The organism is Mycobacterium sp. TH-M11 (assembly GCF_057473725.1).
Window position 1 is genome coordinate 1 of the sequence record NZ_JBYCLD010000265.1, and the last position, 17,850, is coordinate 17,850.

Consider the following 17,850-nt stretch of genomic DNA (forward strand, 5'->3'; position numbering starts at 1 on the left):
CGCTGGGACGCCGACGAGTATTACGACCCGGATCAGTTCGCTCCCGGCCGGATGTCGAGCAAGTGGGGCGGTTTCCTGCCCGACATAGCCGGCTTCGACGCCGACTACTTCGGCATTTCCCCGCGCGAGGCCGACGCCATGGACCCCCAGCAGCGACTGATGCTGGAAGTGGCCTTCGAGGCTCTCGAGCACGCCGGGATCGCACCGGAAACGCTGCCCGGGATTCGCGGCGCCGTCATGATGGGCGTGTATTACGGCGAGTACCAGACGATTTCGGCGGCCAACCCCGACACCATCGACGCCTACTCCGCGACCGGCAACGCACACGCGGTCGCGGTCGGGCGGATCGCGTATCTGTTGGGGCTGCGCGGTCCGGCGGTGGCGATCGACTCCGCGTGTTCGTCGTCGCTGGTGACGATCCACCTGGCCTGCCAGAGCCTGCGGCTGCGGGAGAGCGACCTGGCGCTGGCCGGCGGGGTCAGCCTGATCCTGCGCCCGGAAACCCAGATCGCGATGGCCAAGTGGGGCATGCTGTCTCCGAACGGCCGCTGCTACTCGTTCGACTCGCGCGCCGACGGGTTCGTCCGCGGCGAGGGCGGCGGTGTCGTGGTGCTCAAGCGGCTCACCGATGCGGTCCGCGACGGCGACCGGGTGCTGGCGGTGGTGCGGGGTTCGGCGATCAACCAGGATGGCCGCTCCAATGGTCTGACCGCCCCCAACACCATTGCCCAACAAGACGTCATCACCCGGGCGCTGCGCAGCGCTGACGTGACCGCGGGTTCGGTGAACTTCATCGAGTCGCACGGCACCGGAACCGCGCTGGGCGATCCGATCGAATTCGAGGCGCTGGCCGATGTCTACGGCCGCGGGGACGGTCCGTGCGCGCTGGGTGCGGTGAAATCCAACTTCGGCCATCTCGAGGCGGCCGCCGGTGTCGCCGGGTTCATCAAGGCCGCGCTGTCGGTGCAGCGGGGCCAGATTCCGCCGAATGTCGACTTCGCTCAATGGAATCCAGCGATCGACCCGAAACCGACACGGTTGTTCGTTCCCACCGAGCTCAGTGGCTGGCCGGCCGGCGACGGGCCGCGCCGGGCTGCGGTGTCCGGGTTCGGCCTGGGCGGGACGAACGCGCATGTGGTGATCGAGCAGGGCCCCGATCCCACGCCGGCGTCCGACGGCGATGCGCCGGTGACGACTTTGGTGATCGCCGGCAAGACCGACCAGCGGATAGCGGCGTGGGCGACGACGTTGGCCGACTGGATCGACAACGACGGCGCGGCCGTGCCGATGCGCGACATCGCCCACACGCTGAATCAGCACCGCGGCCGCCAGCACCGATTCGCCACGGTGTCCGCCCGCGACCGCGTCGAGGCGGCGGCCGGGTTGCGTGCGCTGGCCGCCGGGCAGCCGGCGCCCGGCGTTGTCGCCCCGCGTGCCACGCCCCGCGGTGAGGGCACGGTGTTTTGCTACTCGGGTCAGGGTTCGCAGTGGGCGGGCATGGGCCGGCAGCTGCTGGTCGACGAGCCGGCGTTCGCGGCGGCGGTGGCCGAGCTCGAGCCGGATTTTGTCGCCCAGGTGGGGTTTTCGCTGCGCGATGTGCTGCTCGCCGGTCAACCTGTGGTGGGAATCGAGCGTATCCAGCCGGTGCTGGTCGGTATGCAATTGGCATTGACGGCGTTGTGGCGCTCCTACGGGGTGCATCCGGACGCCGTGATCGGGCATTCGATGGGGGAGGTGACCGCCGCGGTGGTGGCCGGGGCGCTGAGCCCGGCCGACGGGCTGAAGGTCATCGCGACCCGGTCGCGGTTGATGGCGAGGATATCCGGGCAGGGCGCGATGGCGTTGCTGGAGCTCGAGGCTGCCGCCGTGGAGAAACTGATCGCCCAGTACCCAGACCTCACCGTGGCGGTATACGCCGCCCCGGTCCAGACGGTGATCGCCGGGCCGCCCGACCAGGTCGACGCGGTGGTCGCAATCGTCGACGGGCAAGGCCGGTTGGCGCGGCGCATCGACGTGGACGTGGCGTCGCATCACCCCACGGTCGACCCCATCCTGGCCGAGCTGCGCGATGCGCTGACGGATCTGGTGCCCAAGACGCCGACAATCCCGTTGATCAGCACCGTCGGTGGGCACGGCGATGCCGCGTTCGACGCCGACTACTGGGTGGCCAATCTGCGCAACCCGGTGCGGTTCAGTCAGGCCGTCGCGAAGGCTGCCGAACAGCACGCCACCTTCGTCGAGGTCAGCCCGCACCCGCTGCTCAGCCACGCCATCGCCGGCAGCCTGGAGTCGGTCCAATCCCGCCATGACGCCGTGGTGGCGGCGACGTTGACCCGGGACAACCCGGAAACGGTGACGTTCCACACTCAGCTGGCCACGGCCCGGCCGCCCCTCGCGGCCGAGCACGGCGACGGCGCACAACGCCTGGTGGATCTCCCACCGACGCCGTGGCTGCACACCCGGTACTGGGCCGCCGCCTCATCGGCCAATCGGCATGCCGCCACCGCCCATCCATTGCTGGGGACGCACGTCGAACTGCCGTCGGGCCGCGACCACGTCTGGCAGGCCGACGTAGGCACCGAACTCAACCCCTGGCTGGCCGACCACAAGGTGCACGGCCAGCCGGTCATGCCGGCAACCGGTTTCGCCGAGATAGCGCTCGCGGCGGCCTGCGAGGCGCTCGGCGTGCCCGCGCAATCCATTGCCGTGCGTCGCCTCGAGGTCGAACAGATGCTCCCGCTGGCGGAAAACACCCAGTTGACAACCCATTTGACCCGGAGCGCCACCCAGAGCGCCAACGCTGCCGCCGATGACATTCGCGTCGAGATTCATTCGCGCTCGGCCACCGGCAACTGGTCTCGGCATGCGGTTGCGCGGGTCGAGGTGGTAGCGGCCACGACGCCGACCGGGCAGCCCGCCCGAGCCGAGACCGGCACCGCCGTGGCACCGGCGGACTTCTACTCCGCGTTGCGCAACACCGGATTGCATCATGGTCCGGCGTTTGCCGCACTCACCCGGATCGTGCGCACGCCGGGCGGTTCGTCGGAAACCGACATCGTGCTGCCCGACGAGGCCACCGCGCATCGGAGTTACCGCCTGCATCCGGTGCTGCTCGATGCGGCGCTACAGGGACTGGCTGCCGCGTTGTCCGCCGAGTCGCTGGCCGATTCCAGCGAGGCCACCTTCTTGCCGGTGTCGTTCGAGACGATCCGGGTTTTCGGCGACGTCGGGCGGCGGGCCCGGTGCCGCGCCGAGTTGGTCGATCCGGGAACCGACGGCGCCGGCATTGTGGGCCGCGTCGTGCTGATGGACGACGCCGGCACCCCGACCGCCGAGATCGCCGGGATCTATCTGCAGCGCGTGCAGCGTCGTACCGTGCCGATGCCGTTGACGCAGAAGATCTTCGGCACCACCTGGGTCCCGACCCCGGCTGCAGCGGCGTCGTCGGCGCCCGACGGCAGTTGGTTGGTGCTGACCGACGGCGCCGAGGCCGAGCCGATCGCCGAGGAATTCCTGCGCCAATTCAGCTCGCCGACCCGACGGGTGCTGCGCGCCGATCTCGCCCAGGAATCCGCGGTGCGCGAGGCGTTCGCGACGACCGCGGCCGACCCGCAGCTGCCGCCGGTGGGCGTGATCATCGTCGCCGGGCGGCACTCGTTCGACGGCACCGACCTCGACGGCGCACGCAAAGGCCGGGAGCTGACCTGGGGCGTCGCGGCGACGGTGCGTGCGGTCATGAGCGGTTGGCACGGAAAAGCGCCGCGACTGTGGCTGGTGTCGCGTAACGGCCTGGCGGTCATCCCCGGTGAGCAAGGCGACCCGTCGATCGGTGCGCTGCGGGGACTGATCCGGGTGCTGGCTTACGAGCACCCCGATCTGCGCACCTCGTTGGTGGACTTGCCCGACGACAGCGTGACCCCGTTGATCGTCGAGTTGGGCCTGGCCGGCAGCGATGACCTGGTCGCCTGGCGTGGCGAGCAGCGCTATGTCGAACGGCTGTGCCGGGCGGAGATCGGCGCAGCCAAGCTCGACCCGGTGGTGCGCCGCGACGGCGCCTACATCCTCACCGGCGGCCTGGGCGGCATCGGTCTGGCGGTGACCCGCTGGCTCGTCGACAACGGCGCGGCACGGGTCATCCTCAACGGCCGGTCCGAGCCGTCCGAGGAGGCCCGCGCGGTGCTCGAGGAACTCCAAGCGCGCGCGCAGATCGTCGTGCTGCCTGGCGACATCTGCGCACCCGGGGTCGCCGAGCGGCTGGTGAGCGTCGCCGAGGAGACCGGTATGCGGCTGCGCGGCGTCGTGCACAGCGCCGTCGTGCTCGACGATCAGATCGTCGCCGCGCTCGACCGGGAGAGCCTGGAACGGGTCTGGGCCCCGAAGGCAGAAGGTGCCCTGCGGCTGCACGCGGCCACCGCCACCGCCGACCGCGAGCTGGACTGGTGGGTCGGGTTCTCCTCGACGTCGTCGCTGCTGGGATCGCCGGGGCAGGGCGCCTACGCCGCTGCCAGTGCCTGGCTCGACGGGCTGGTCGACTGGCGTCGGGCAGCGGGGTTGCCGGCCACCACGATCAACTGGGGCCAGTGGGCCGACATCGGTGTCGCGCGCTCGTTGACGTTCAGCGCACTGGACCCGATCGCCCCGGCCGAAGGCATCGAGGCGCTGGAATCCATCCTGGCCGGCGACGTCGCACGGGCGGGTGTCGCGCGGCTGCGGTTGGATCGCGCGGCGGCTGCTTTCCCCGAAATTCAGCAGCTCGGCTACTTCGCCGCGCTGGCCGAGGAATTGGACATCGACAGCGACGACGACGACTGGGCCGGTCCGGACGCGCTGCGCGAGTTGGACCCGTCCGAAGCCAGCCGGCTGGTGTGCGCACGGCTGGGTGGACGTATTTTGGCCGTGATGGGCTATCCGAAACACAGCACCATCGACACCGATAAGCCGTTGATCGAATTGGGTATGGATTCGTTGATGGCCGTAAGGATCCGCAACACCGTGCGCGGTGACTTCGGTGTCGAACCGCCGGTGGCCCTGCTACTGCAGGGCGCCTCATTGTCGGATCTGACGACCGATCTCATGCGTCAACTGGGCATCGACGGGCAGGAGAAGCCCGACAGCGCCGGCGGCGTGGGTGATCGAGCCAAGCAACGAGCCGCCGCGCGGCAACGAGCCGCGGCGCGGCGAAAGGTAGGAGACCGAGCGTGAGCACCAGCAGCGAACTGCCGGCCCACTCGATTGCGGTGGTCGGGATGGCGGCCCGGCTTCCGGGCGCCAACTCCGTGTCGGCGTTCTGGAACAACCTGCGCGACGGTGTGGAATCGATCGTCGACCTGTCCGAGGCAGACCTGCAGGCCGCCGGCATCAGCGACAAGGCGCTGGGCAACCCCGCCTACGTGCGGCGCGCGGCGCTGCTGGACGGGATCGCCGACTTCGACGCCGACTTCTTCGGCTATACCCCGCAAGCCGCGCGGATGACCGATCCGCAGCACCGGCTGTTCCTGCAGTCGGCCTGGCATGCACTCGAAGACGCCGGCTACGACCCGGCGCACCTTCAGAGCACGGTTGGGGTGTACGCGACCAGCACGACCAGCGGCTACCTGTTGCACAACATCATGTCCAACCACGACCCGAACGCGATCATCGGCCAGGGTGTCACGTTCGAGATGGTCAATCTGTCGTTGCAGAACGACAAGGATTACCTGGCCACCAAGGTCGCCCACCAGTTCAACCTGCGCGGCCCCGCGCTGTCGGTCCAGACGGCCTGCTCGTCGGCGTTGGTCGCGGTGCACCTGGCCTGCCAGAGCATTCTGAACGGTGAATGCGACATGGCGTTGGCCGGCGGCGCGTCGCTGCGCATCCCGCACCACGTCGGGTACTGGTACAACCCGGGCTCGATGGTGTCGCCCACCGGCCACTGCCGACCGTTCGACGCACGCTCGGACGGCACGATCTTCGGCAGCGGCGTCGGCGTGGTGGTGCTCAAGGCGTTGCAGGACGCCATCGACGACGGCGACCGTATCCACGCCGTGATCCGGGGATCGGCGCTGAACAACGACGGATCGACGAAGATGACCTTCGCCGCCCCCAACGCCGCCGGACAGGCCGACGTCATCGCCGAGGCGCAGGCCATCGCCGAAGTCGACGCCTCGACGGTGAGCTACGTCGAGACGCACGGCACCGGTACGCCGCTGGGTGACCCGATCGAAATCGAGGGCCTGCGAAAAGCGTTCGCGGTGTCCGAAGAGACCCGGCAGGGCCCCTGTTTCATCGGCTCGGTCAAGTCCAACATCGGTCACCTGGAGTCCGCGGCGGGGATCGCCAGCCTGATCAAGGCGATTCTGTGCCTGCAGCACAAAGCCCTGCCGGCGACGCTGCACTACACCAGCCCCAATCCGGAACTGCATCTGGATTCCGGGCCCTTCGTCGTGCGCAGCGAGTACGGGCCGTGGGAGTCCGACGGCCCTCGACGGGCCGGGGTGAGCTCGTTCGGTGTCGGTGGCACCAATGCGCACGTGGTGCTCGAAGAGGCGCCGCCGGCGCCGGTCGCTACGCCGCATCCGGGCCCGCAGGTGCTGCTGTTGTCGGCCCGCAGCGCCGAGGCGCTGGCGCACTCACGTTCCGACCTTGCCGCCGAGCTGTCGGGTACCCAGGACGTCGGCCTGCCCGACGTCGCCTACACCCTCGGGCGGCGCAGGAAAGACACGCTGCGGATGGCGGCGGTCGTCCACGATCGTCAGGACGCGGCGACGGTGCTGGCCGCCGACGAGCACGAAAACGTGTTCATCGGCGAATCGGTGCCCAATGTCGCCGACAACGCCGAACGGGTCGTCTTCCTGTTTCCGGGTCAGGGCGCTCAGCACATCGGCATGGCGCGCGGCCTGTACGACTCCGAGCCGGTGTTCGCCCGGCACTTCGACGAGTGCGCCGCGGGGTTCGGCGACGAGTTGGGCGTCGACCTGCGCGCCGAGATCTTCGACGGCACCGCACGCAATCTGGAGCGCACCGACCGGACCCAACCGGCGTTGTTCACCGTGGAATACGCGCTGGCGAAGCTGATCGAGACCTACGGCGTTCGTCCGGCCGCCCTGGCCGGACACAGCATCGGCGAATACGTCGCGGGCACCATTGCCGGCGTCTTCGACATCGAGACGGCCATCAAGGTGGTGTCGATGCGGGCACGCCTGATGCACACCGCGCCGCGCGGGGTGATGGTCGCGGTGGCGTTGGGCCCGGACGCGCTCGCCGAACACCTCACGGCCGATGTCGACATTGCCGCCGTCAACGAACCGGGCGGTTGCGTGGTCGCCGGCTCCGAGGAACACATTCGCGCGTTCAGCGACCGCTTGAAAGAGCACGGCATCGTCGCCCGGCGGGTCCGCACCTCGCATGCATTCCACTCGCGATTGATGGACTCGATGATCCCGGAGTTCACCGGGTTCCTGGCCCGCCAGACGCTGCGCGAGCCCAGTATCCCGTTGCTGTCCAACGTCACCGGAACCTGGCTGGCCCCCGGCGACGCGACCAACCCGGCCACCTGGGCGCGCCAGGTGCGGTCCACGGTGCGCTTCGCCGACGAAGTCGACGTGTTGCTGGCCGATCCGCATCGCGTCCTGGTCGAGGTCGGCCCCGGCGGCACGCTGACCGCGTCGGCGACGCGCCACCCCAAGTGGTCGAGCGGTCACCGGGCGGTTCGGTTGATGCGCCACCACGCGCAGAACCGCGACGACCGGGATAGTTTCCTGCTGGCTCTCGGTCAACTGTGGTCGGCAGGAGTGGACGTCGACTGGACCCCGCTGCGGTCTACCCAGCGCGGACAGTTGGTCTCGCTTCCGGGCTATCCCTTCCAGCGGCAACGGCATTGGGTCGAGCACCGGCGCGGCGGCTGGGTGGCTGACACCGTGGCAGCCGACGGGCAGGCGAGTTCGGCGGCGACCGCTGCGGCGACCGGTGCCGGCACCAACGGCACCTCGCCGATGGAAGCGACGTTGCAACGTATTTGGGCGCAGTGTCTCGGCGCCGCCTCGGTCACGCGGACCGCCAACTTCTTCGAACTGGGTGGCGATTCGCTGGTCGCGATCAGCGTCGCAATGACCGCCGCCAACGAAGGACTGGACCTCACACCGCAGGACCTGTACGAAAACCAGACCGTGGCCTCCCTGGCCAAGGCTCTGACCGCCCGGTACGCGGTCGGCGGGCTGGTCCGCCAGTCTCCCGGTGACGTCGTGCACCCCCCGGTGCCGCCCAACATCGCCTACTTCGTCGAGCGCGGTGTTGCCCAGCGCGGGCAGTGGCGGGTGCCGCTGATGCTGCAACTTCGCCCCGAGGTGAGCGTCGACGACGTTCGTGCGGTGCTCACCGCCGTCACCAACCAGCACGATGCGCTGCGCCTGCGCCTCGCCGAGCGCGCTGGCACCTGGGAGCAGAGCGTGGCCGACCCGCAGGAGTTCGCCGAGCTGGCCACCCGGTCGCTGCCGGCGGGGATACCCGCGGACAGTCCGCAGGAGCGCGACGCGGTGCTCGGCATGCTCAAAGAGCAGATCAGCGAACAGGATCTGGCCAGCCCACCGCTGACGGCCAGCTACATCCACGGCCAGCCGGACGGCCCGTGCTACCTCGCGATCAGCCTGCACGGCATGGTCGCCGACAACGCCTCACGCGATATCCTGTTCACCGACATCTTCACCGCGTTCGGGCAACGGTTGGCCGGCGAAGAGATTGCGCTGCAACCGGTTACCACGCCGTGGGCCGAGTGGTCCCAGCGCTGCGCCGCACTGGCCAGCCATCCCGCGGTCATCGAAAGCCGGGACTTCTGGCTGCAGACCGCGCAGGCGATCAGCGCGCGTGCCGACGCCGATGTCACCGACATCGTCACACCGCCAAGTGTGGACGATCTCGCGAAATTGTCGTCGACGTTGCCGGCCTCGGACACCACCGAGATCGACGACGCGCGGCGCCGGCTCCGGTTGCCGATCGAGGAGCTGCTGCTGGCCGCACTGAGCCGCGCGGTTGCGGTGACAACCGGCGACGCGGCCATCTGCGTCGACCTCACCGGGCCCGGCCGTTCGGTGCTCAAACCCGAGGTTGACCTGCGACGCACCGTCGGTTGGTTCAACACCCTGTATCCCGTCGCATTGAACTGCGCGACGGGCGGCGACGTCGGCGCCCGAGCTCTGTTGGCGCAGGTGCACGACACGCTGAGCGCGGTTCCGCACTACGGAATCGGGTACGGGTTGCTGCGCTACCTCTACGCGCCCACCGCGCGGCTGCTCGGCGCCGCCGCGCCCGCCGACATCTTCTTCTCCTATGTCGGCGCCATTCCCGACCTGCCGGCGGTGTCCTCGGACGACGCTGCGGTGCAACTCGACACCGACACCGCCATGCCGGTGCGCGAGGCCATTCCCGGACTTGGCCACCCATGTGAGCTTCGGGTTTACCGCAGCGGCGGTTTGATCCACCTGGATTGGTGGTATGACACGCGCAAGATCGAGTCCGCGACGGTCCAAGGGTTCGCCGACGCATTCAGCCACGCGGTGATGGATCTGACTCGGGAAGCGATCATCGAAGACGAAATCGACGCGGGCAGCGACGAAATGACCCTGGTGGACTTGTCATCCAACGACACCGCATAGGACGCATAGGAGAAGCCGATGACAAGCACCAATGATGCGGTCATTGTCAACGGGGTCAGAAAAACGTTCGGTTCCGTGGTGGCGTTGGCCGACATCAGCTTCAAGGTCGGCCGCGGCGAGGTGCTCGGGTTGCTCGGGCCCAACGGCGCCGGCAAGACCACGATGGTCGATATCCTTTCGACACTGTCGCGTCCGGATTCCGGCTATGCAGAGGTCGCCGGCCACGACGTGGCCTCCGACCCGGCGGGGGTACGGCGGTCGCTGATGCTCACCGGTCAGCACGTCGCCCTCGACGACATGCTGACCGGCCGGGAAAATCTGGTGATGTTCGGTCGTCTGCAAGGGCTGAAAAAGTCTCGCGCGCAAGCACGGGCCACCGAACTTCTCGATCAGTTCGATCTGGTCGACGCCGCGGACCGCAGCGTCAGTACCTACTCCGGCGGCATGCGCCGACGCATCGACATCGCCTGCGGTTTGGTGGTGCGCCCGGAGGTGGTATTCCTGGACGAGCCCACGACCGGGCTGGATCCGCGTAGCCGGCAAAGCATTTGGGAACTGGTGTCGGACTTCAAAGAGGCCGGCATCGCGGTGTTGTTGACGACGCAGTACCTCGAGGAGGCTGATGCGCTCAGTGATCGCATCATCGTGATCGATCACGGGACGATCATCGCCGAGGGCACGGCCGACGAACTCAAGGAGCGGACCGGCGCGACGTACTGTGAAATCGTGCCGCGGCACGCCGCGGATCTGCCCGCCATGGCGCAAGCACTCGGTTCGCTGCTGCCGGAGCGCAATCGCGCGGCGTTGACGACGGCATCCGACCGCATCGCCCTGCCCGCCCCAGACGGCCCGAAAACCCTCGCCCGGGCGCTGTCGCAATTGGATGCGGCGAACATCGAACTGCTCGACATCGCCCTGCGGCGGCCTTCGCTCGACGAGGTGTTCCTCGCGCTGACGAACAAGGGCATCCGCGACCTGTCCACCGCTGACGTCAGTGGTGGGTCCTGATGACATTCGGTGCGTCGTGGTAATCCCTATCGAGCGGCAGCGGTCTGCAGCAGTGGCCCGGCCGCCGACGTCCACGCTGCAGCAGTGGTGGGTGTTGACGGTTCGCATGATCACGCCGACGCTGCGCAATGGGGAGGTGCTCACCCAAGTCGCGCAGTCGGTGATGTTCACGGTGGGCTTCTATATTCCACTCAAGCACCTGATGGGCGCCTTCAGTCAGGGCATGAGCAGCTATGCGCAATACCTGATGCCGCTGATCGCGCTGGAATCCATTTCGTTCGCCGCCGTGTCGGCGGCTTTTCGGTCGGCAACCGACTCGGTGCTGGGCATCAACCGTCGATTCCGGGCCATGCCGATCGCCCCGCTGACCCCGCTGGCCGCCCGCATGTCGGCCAGCATCTACCGCTGCTGCACGGCGTTCGGGTTCGCGTTGATATGCGGCCACGTCATCGGTTTCCGCTTCTACGGCGGCGCCGCGCACACCGTGGGTTTCTGCCTGTTGGTGCTGTTGATCGGCGTCGCCCTGTCACTGCTGGGTGACCTGATCGGGGCGGCGAACCGCAATCCGGAGGCCACCATCCCGCTGATGCTGTTGCCGCAACTGATCTTCGGTCTGTTGTCCGTCGGCCTGCAACCCGCCGAACGTTTTCCGGCCTGGATCCAACCCTTCGTTCGCGATCAACCGATATCCCAGTTCATCTACGCGCTGCGGGTGCTGGCCGGCGATAGCACGCCGGCGGTCGGTGCAGTGCGCTGGGCGGTGATCGGCCCGGCACTGGCGTGGGCGGCGGTCCTGGTGCTGATCGTGGTTCCGCTGCACGCGCGCGTGGCTCTGGAGCGGCGATGATGTCGACGGTCTCGCAGCACACCGCAACACCGGTGCCCAGCGGATTCGGCGACCCACGCCCGGACGTGGGACGTGATCCCCGGGAGAATTCACCGCGGCGACTGTTGTCGCACACCTGGGTGCAGGCCGGGCGATTGTTGGTTCGGTGGCGCCGCGATCGCGCGACCGTCCTGGAATCCCTGGCCATGCCGGTGGTGTTGTTGGTCACCTTGAATATCGTGTTGGGAGACGCGATTTCGCGGCTTACCGGTCACGACGCGCTATACGGCAGTGTCCCGTTGATCGCGATGGTCGGGGCGATGTCCGGATCGATGGTCGGCGGGATCGGTCTGATGCGGGAACGCAGTAACGGCTTGCTTCCCCGGTTATGGGTGCTTCCCGTACACCGTGCCTCGAGTCTGCTGGCCCGCCTGATGGCCGATGCGGTTCGCATCGTGGCGACCACCGCGGTCGTCATGTGCGCTGGTATTGCGCTGGGCCTGCGGTTCCGGCAGGGGATCCTGGCGACAGCGGCGTGGCTGTTTGTTCCCGTTATTTTCGGGGTGGCGTTCACTATGGTCGTCGTCACCTTGGCGCTGTATGCGGCGAACACCATCGTGGTGGAAGCCAGCGAGGTCGTCTGGGGATTGTTGATGTTCTTTTCCACCGGCTTCGTGCCTCTTGACCAGTACCCACGTTGGGTCCAGCCCATCGTGGCGCATCAGCCGATGAGTTATTCCATCGAGGCGATGCGCGGGTTGTCGCTGGGCGGTCCGGTGCTGGCGCCGGTCACCGCAGTGCTGCTCTGGTCGGTGGGCGTCGCCGCTGTCGTCGCGGTCCCGATGGCGATCGGGTATCGAAGGGCCAGCATGCGGGGATGACGTCCCCGTGTCCGCGAATTGTCATGGAGTTGGTAAATGTTTTCATCGTCGGTGATCCGCAAGCTGTCGCGTAGCGAGGAAATCTTCGCCGAGACACAATGTTTCGTGGGCGTCGGCGCGCATCTGAAGGGCGCGGTCGATGCCGACGCGTTCTCGGCTGCCTTCGATGCGCTGCTGGAGTCGCACCCGGTTTTGGGTGGCCACCTCGAACGCGGCGACGACGGGCGGCATCAGATTGCGGTCGACGATCTGCTCCACCCGGGAATCGAGGTCATCGAGACCGACGATCCGGCGCGCGACTGCCCGGCTGTGCACTTGAACCAGAGCGAATCGCTGATCCATCTGCGGTTGGTCGTCGGCGGCGAAGGCGCGCAGCCGACGCTGTACGTCCATCACGCGCTAGCCGACGGTCACCACGAGTTCAAGCTCGTCGAGGAGATGTTCTCCTACTACACCGACCTGGTCTGCAACGGCCGGATCGGGCCGCTCACCGTGCACCCCGCCCCGGAATCGCTGGAAGCGGTGTTGGCCCAGCGAGGCATACCCAAGCAGCAGCGCTCAGGTCTGGAGCGGTTCATGCCGGCGATGTTCGCCTACGACCTGCCGCCGTCCCGCCGGGCCGCCGGTGGCGTCACACCGGCCTCGCCGTTGCGGGTTCCGATGGTGCGCTGCCAACTCAGCGAGCGGGAAACGCAGGATCTGATTGCGTTCGGTCGCGCGAACCGGGTTGGCCTCAACGGCTTGTTGTCCGCGGTTCTCTTAATGGCCGAATGGCGTCTTCGGGGCAAGATGAACATTCCGGTGCCCTATGTCTATCCGGTCGATTTGCGCTATGTCCTTTCGCCGCCGCTGTCGGCGACCGCGTGCACCAATCCCTTGGGTGTGGCTGCCTATCTCGCCGAAATCGACGACACCACCGATGTGGTGGACCTTGCCCGCGATATCGCCGAAACTTTCCGGGCGGATCTGGCCGACGGGGTGGTGCAACAGTCGCTGTTGCATTCCAGTCCGCAATATGTCGGAAATCTGCCCGGCTTGCCCGACCTGGTGATGCTGACCGACGGCGGTATGGCGCCGCCGGTGCGGACACCGCCGGACGTCGAAATCGTTGCCACCCACGACGAGTTATTCTTTGCTGTCAGCGCGGGTATCGACATGTATCTGAGCAATATCTTTGCCGGGCAATTGGTGATCGAGTATCACACCCATGCGCCGCGGCCGGAGAAATCGATCGAGACGATACATTCGCTGCTTCGAGTCATCGCCGAGCAGCACGCCGCCAGCGGAGTCAGCTGACCCGTCCGAAGCTGTAGCGATGGTATTGCAGTATTTGGCGCAGCGGCGGGGCTACCCGAAACGCTCTGCCCGCCCACCTGAACCTGGCAGCTGCCTGGGGAAACGTGCTTGCGTCGAACAACGTTGTGGCGATCAGCAATCGGGCCCCGGGGACGTGACTGAGGATCTGTTGCGGACTGTTGACGCCCCAGTGCAGCGTCGACCCGGTCCGTCGCACCAACGTGTGGGCCTTTTGCGACCTGATTCCCAGCCGGCTGTAGAAGTCGATCTGCAACTCACCGGATTCGAAACGGTCGACGACGCGGCGCAGCAGCGCGATGCCATCGCCTTGGCTCAGGTACATGCTGATCCCTTCGGCGATCAGCAGAATAGGGCGGTCGACGCGAAAGCGGTCGAATAAGGATGGATCGGTTGCCGACGCTGCGATCAGATGATATCCGGGTCGGGACGGATAGACTTTGGCGCGCAGTGCAATAACTTCCGGGTAGTCGACGTCGTACCATTCCACGTCCGGGCCCGGATCCAACCGGAATACCCGGCTGTCCAAACCGCAGCCCAGATGCACCACAGTGCAGTGCGGGTGCACGGCGAGGAATTGGCGCGCCCAGATGTCGTACTGGGCGGTGCGCACGGTAATCAGCGGCGCCCATTTGGCGGTAATGCCTATTTCGGCGAAGTCATAGTCGAGGCGGTCGACCACCTGCTTCGCGTAGCGGTCGGCTAACACCGGCCGTTCGAAATCGCTGTCTTGTGCCTTGAGGTACAACGTCGCCAGCATGGTCTGCGCGGCACCGCTGAGATTGACGGAAACTTTGTCGGCCACGACTCCCCACGCTAACGCGTCGGCGGGCACCGCGAACCAGGGCGGTCGCTGTACGCCCGCTTTGGGTTTGCTGAGACTGCCCGCGGCGACCTGCTGGTGTTTGCCAACCACCGCGACGAGGTATCTGTTCTTCGTGCATTATGGGGTGAGTGGGCGCAGGAGCCCTGCGCTCACCTGAGACGTGACAAAGCGCCTGGGATCCACGAAGTGCCCGACATCGCTGTCGCGGCATCTGCACTGTCGCCCTGCCGTCAAGATCGCAATGGGAGAAACACCTATGTCAGCAATGGAATTGTCGTTGTCGGGTTGGCTGGCGGACTGGGCCCGCCAGCAGCCGGATGCACCCTTGTTCACCTTCGTCGACTACCAGGTCGACCCGGCCGGGCATCCCAAGGTGTTGACGTGGGCGCGCGCGCAGCAGGGCGCGCAGGCGGTCGCCGACGCGTTGGCGTCGTGCGGATCGCCGGGTGACCGGGTGGCGATCTGCGCTCCGCAGGGCCTGGACTACGTGGTCGGGGTGCTCGGCGCCATCTGGGCCGGTTTCGTCGTGGTCCCGCTCTCGGTGCCGATGCTCGGCGTCCACGACGAGCGGGTCGTCACGGCGCTGACCGACAGTGCCCCGGTGGCAGTGTTGACCACATCGGCGGTCGCCGACGGCGTCGTCTCGTGCGTCAACGGCTTACCCGGCTCGACTCCGACGGTGATCGAGATCGACGCGCTCGACTTTTACTCACCACAGACCGCACCGCCCGCCGACCGGCCGCCGAGTGCCACGGTCCTGCTGCAGTACACCTCCGGGTCGACCCGCGCGCCCGCGGGCGTGGCGGTGACACAGCGCAACATGATGGTCAACCTCGAGCAGATCATGGCCGACTATTTCGAACCCCAGGGCGGGATTCCGCCCCGCGATTCCACCCTGGTGTCGTGGCTGCCGTTCTATCACGACATGGGCCTGATGTTCGGCATCTTCATCCCGGTCAGATTCGGTCTGCAGTCGGTGCTGATGGACCCGGTGGCCTTCCTGCAGAAGCCCGCCCGGTGGATGCGCCTGGTGGCCAGCCACACCGCTACCGTGACTCCGGCGCCGAACTTCGCCTATGAGCTGACGGCGCGGCGCACCTCCGACGACGACATGGCCGGCCTCGACCTGGGCCACGTGCACAGCTTTATCAACGGCGCCGAACGGGTGCACGCACCCACGGTGAAACGTTTCCTGGACCGGTTCTCCCGATTCAACCTGTCCGAGAAGTCGTTACGGGCGGCGTACGGACTGGCCGAGGCCACCGTGTACGTGACGACGTCCAACCCCGGCCGGCCCGCGCCACGGGTCCGTTTCGACTACGAGAAGCTCTCGGCCGGCCACGCGCAGCGCTGCGGCGACGAGGTGCCCGGTTCCGAGCTGGTCAGCCATGGCACACCGCGAGCCTGCACCGTGCGTGTCGTCGACCCGCAGACCTGTGTGGAGAACCCGGCCGGAAAGGTCGGCGAGATCTGGGTGCACGGCGACAACGTCGCCGCCGGCTACTGGAAAAACCCGGAATTGTCCGAGCGGACCTTCGGCGGTGAGCTGGTCGAACCGTCGCCTGAGACGCCGCGCGGGCCGTGGCTGCGCACCGGAGACGTCGGGGTGATCTCCGACGGCGAGCTGTTCATCATCGGCCGGATCAAAGACATGCTGATCGTCGACGGGCGCAACCATTACCCTGACGACATCGAGGCAACGATCCAGGACATCACCCGCAGCCGGGCCGCCGCGATCGCCGTCGCCGACGAGGGCCGGGAGCAACTGGTGGTGGTCATCGAGTCCAAGCAGCGTGGTAGCTCCGAGGCGGAGGTGCGCGAGAGCCTGGACACGGTCAAGCGGGACGTGGCGGTGGCGGTCTCCCGGTCGCACGGGCTGCGGGTGGCCGACCTGGTTGTGGTGGCGCCGGGCTCTATCCCGATCACCACCAGCGGCAAGGTCCGTCGCTCGGCGTGCGCCGAGCGCTACCGGCAGGACGAGTTCGACAGGCTGGACGTCTCCGCGTGAGAGCGCGCCGGTGCGTGATGAGCTGACCGGCGCCGGGATTCGGGTGGGAAATACCCAACAGGGATCAACAGGGATAGGGGTGGAGTAGCAACAATGACATCGGTAAGCGAACGTGGGGCCTCGGCTGAATCCATTCAGCACCATTACGACGTGGGCAACGCTTTCTACTCGCTCTGGCTCGACGAGTCCATGACGTATTCGTGCGCGCTGTGGCAGGGCCACGACGACAGCCTGGCCGCGGCACAGGCCCGCAAGATCGACCGCCTGGCCGCGCTGGCCGGCGTCAGCAGCGGGCACCGGGTACTCGACATCGGCTGCGGTTGGGGATCGACGATGCGACGGCTGGTGGCCGAGCACGGCGCCGAGCACGTCACGGGGCTGACCCTGAGCGAGGCGCAAGCCCGCTACGCGGAAGAACTGGGCGATCCTCGCCTGCAGGTGCGGGTCCAGGATTGGGCGGACTTCGTCGCCGACGAGCCCTATGATGCGGCGATCAGCATCGGGGCCATGGAGCACTTCGTGAAATTCGGGTGGGATCGGTCTCAGAAGGTCGCCGGGTATCGCCGGTTTTTCCAAAAGTGCCACGACTCGCTCAAACCCGGCGCGGGTTTTGCGCTGCAGACGATCGGCAAGGGGCACGTCAAGCTCGATGAGCAGGGTCTCAAAGAGACGCTGTTCATCATGGAGCACATCTTTCCCGAGTCTGATCCGCCCCGGCTGGCTGAAATCATGCAGGCCGCCGAGAAGCTCTTCGAAGTTCAATACGTCGTCAATCATCGCCAGCATTACGCGCGTACCTGTTCGGCCTGGCTCGACGAACTTCGGGCGAACAGCGCGGCGGCTGCCGAGATCACCGGTCCGGAGAAGGTGGCGGTGTATGAGGCGTACCTGGAAGCCTCGATACGGCAATTCGAGCTCGGACACGCGAACCTCTACCGCATCCAGCTGCGCCGGGTGTGACAGCCGCGCTTTCGCACTGAGCCCGCCATGCTCGAGGTGATCGAAAAGGGATGCCGCAGCACATCGCATCCCGCGCCACTGCTTTTCGTTCATGGGGCCTGGCACGCGGCATGGTGCTGGGAGGAACATTTCCTCGGCTATTTCGCGGGCAAGGGTTATCACGCCCTGGCGGTGAGCCTTCGCGGCCATGGCGGTAGCCCGACCGTCAAGCCGCTGTGGGCGTGCTCGCTCGCCGATTGTGTCGAGGATGTCGAGTCGGTGGCCGCCGGTCTGCCCACCAGGCCGGTGGTGATCGGCCACTCCCAGGGCGGCATCGTCGTCCAGAAGTATCTGGAAACCCGTGCTGCTCCCGCGGGGGTGTTGATGGCGTCGACGCCGCCGCACGGCAACTTCGGGTCCGC

Annotated in this window: 10 protein-coding genes; 9 read left to right on the forward strand and 1 reads right to left on the reverse strand. The window is 67.2% G+C overall.

The window, feature by feature from the left end; all coding sequences use genetic code 11:
• From AC2VOG_RS10915 to AC2VOG_RS10940, 6 genes are all read left to right on the forward strand, one after another.
• A partial coding sequence (locus AC2VOG_RS10915; protein ID WP_486939911.1) for a type I polyketide synthase occupies positions 1 to 5,202 on the forward strand: 5,202 nt, incomplete at its 5' end.
• On the forward strand, positions 5,199 to 9,626 hold the full coding sequence (locus AC2VOG_RS10920; protein ID WP_486939912.1) for a type I polyketide synthase: 4,428 nt from the start codon (positions 5,199 to 5,201) through the stop codon (positions 9,624 to 9,626). The genes AC2VOG_RS10915 and AC2VOG_RS10920, both read left to right, overlap by 4 nt.
• 18 nt (positions 9,627 to 9,644) lie before the next feature.
• Positions 9,645 to 10,634 (forward strand): ATP-binding cassette domain-containing protein, encoded by a 990-nt coding sequence (locus tag AC2VOG_RS10925; protein WP_486939913.1) that lies wholly within the window; start codon positions 9,645 to 9,647, stop codon positions 10,632 to 10,634.
• 52 nt (positions 10,635 to 10,686) lie between these two features.
• Entirely contained in the window at positions 10,687 to 11,481 is a 795-nt protein-coding gene (locus AC2VOG_RS10930) for an ABC transporter permease (RefSeq protein WP_486939914.1), read from the forward strand.
• Positions 11,478 to 12,341 carry an ABC transporter permease gene (locus tag AC2VOG_RS10935; RefSeq protein WP_486939915.1) on the forward strand — a complete coding sequence of 288 codons (864 nt, stop codon included), beginning with the start codon at positions 11,478 to 11,480 and terminating at the stop codon, positions 12,339 to 12,341. The genes AC2VOG_RS10930 and AC2VOG_RS10935 overlap by 4 nt, the downstream gene beginning before the upstream one ends.
• Before the next feature lie 36 nt (positions 12,342 to 12,377).
• On the forward strand, positions 12,378 to 13,637 hold the full coding sequence (locus AC2VOG_RS10940; RefSeq protein WP_486939916.1) for a phthiocerol/phthiodiolone dimycocerosyl transferase family protein: 1,260 nt from the start codon (positions 12,378 to 12,380) through the stop codon (positions 13,635 to 13,637).
• On the opposite strand, the gene AC2VOG_RS10945 is transcribed toward AC2VOG_RS10940, so the two are convergent.
• A complete protein-coding gene (locus AC2VOG_RS10945) occupies positions 13,630 to 14,460 on the reverse strand; it encodes a class I SAM-dependent methyltransferase (protein WP_486939920.1) in 831 nt (276 codons plus the stop codon). The two genes, AC2VOG_RS10940 and AC2VOG_RS10945, sit on opposite strands and share 8 nt — an antisense overlap.
• Positions 14,461 to 14,737: 277 nt before the next feature.
• Between AC2VOG_RS10945 and AC2VOG_RS10950 the strand changes: the two genes are divergently transcribed.
• The 3 genes from AC2VOG_RS10950 to AC2VOG_RS10960 form a co-directional block, all read left to right on the forward strand.
• Entirely contained in the window at positions 14,738 to 16,489 is a 1,752-nt protein-coding gene (locus AC2VOG_RS10950) for an AMP-binding protein (protein WP_486939917.1), read from the forward strand.
• A gap of 93 nt (positions 16,490 to 16,582) precedes the next feature.
• Positions 16,583 to 17,449, forward strand: a complete 867-nt coding sequence (locus AC2VOG_RS10955) for a class I SAM-dependent methyltransferase (protein WP_486939918.1) — start codon at positions 16,583 to 16,585, stop codon at positions 17,447 to 17,449.
• Between the two features lie 27 nt (positions 17,450 to 17,476).
• Positions 17,477 to 17,850: alpha/beta hydrolase (locus AC2VOG_RS10960; RefSeq protein WP_486939919.1), on the forward strand; the 374-nt coding region annotated here is incomplete at its 3' end.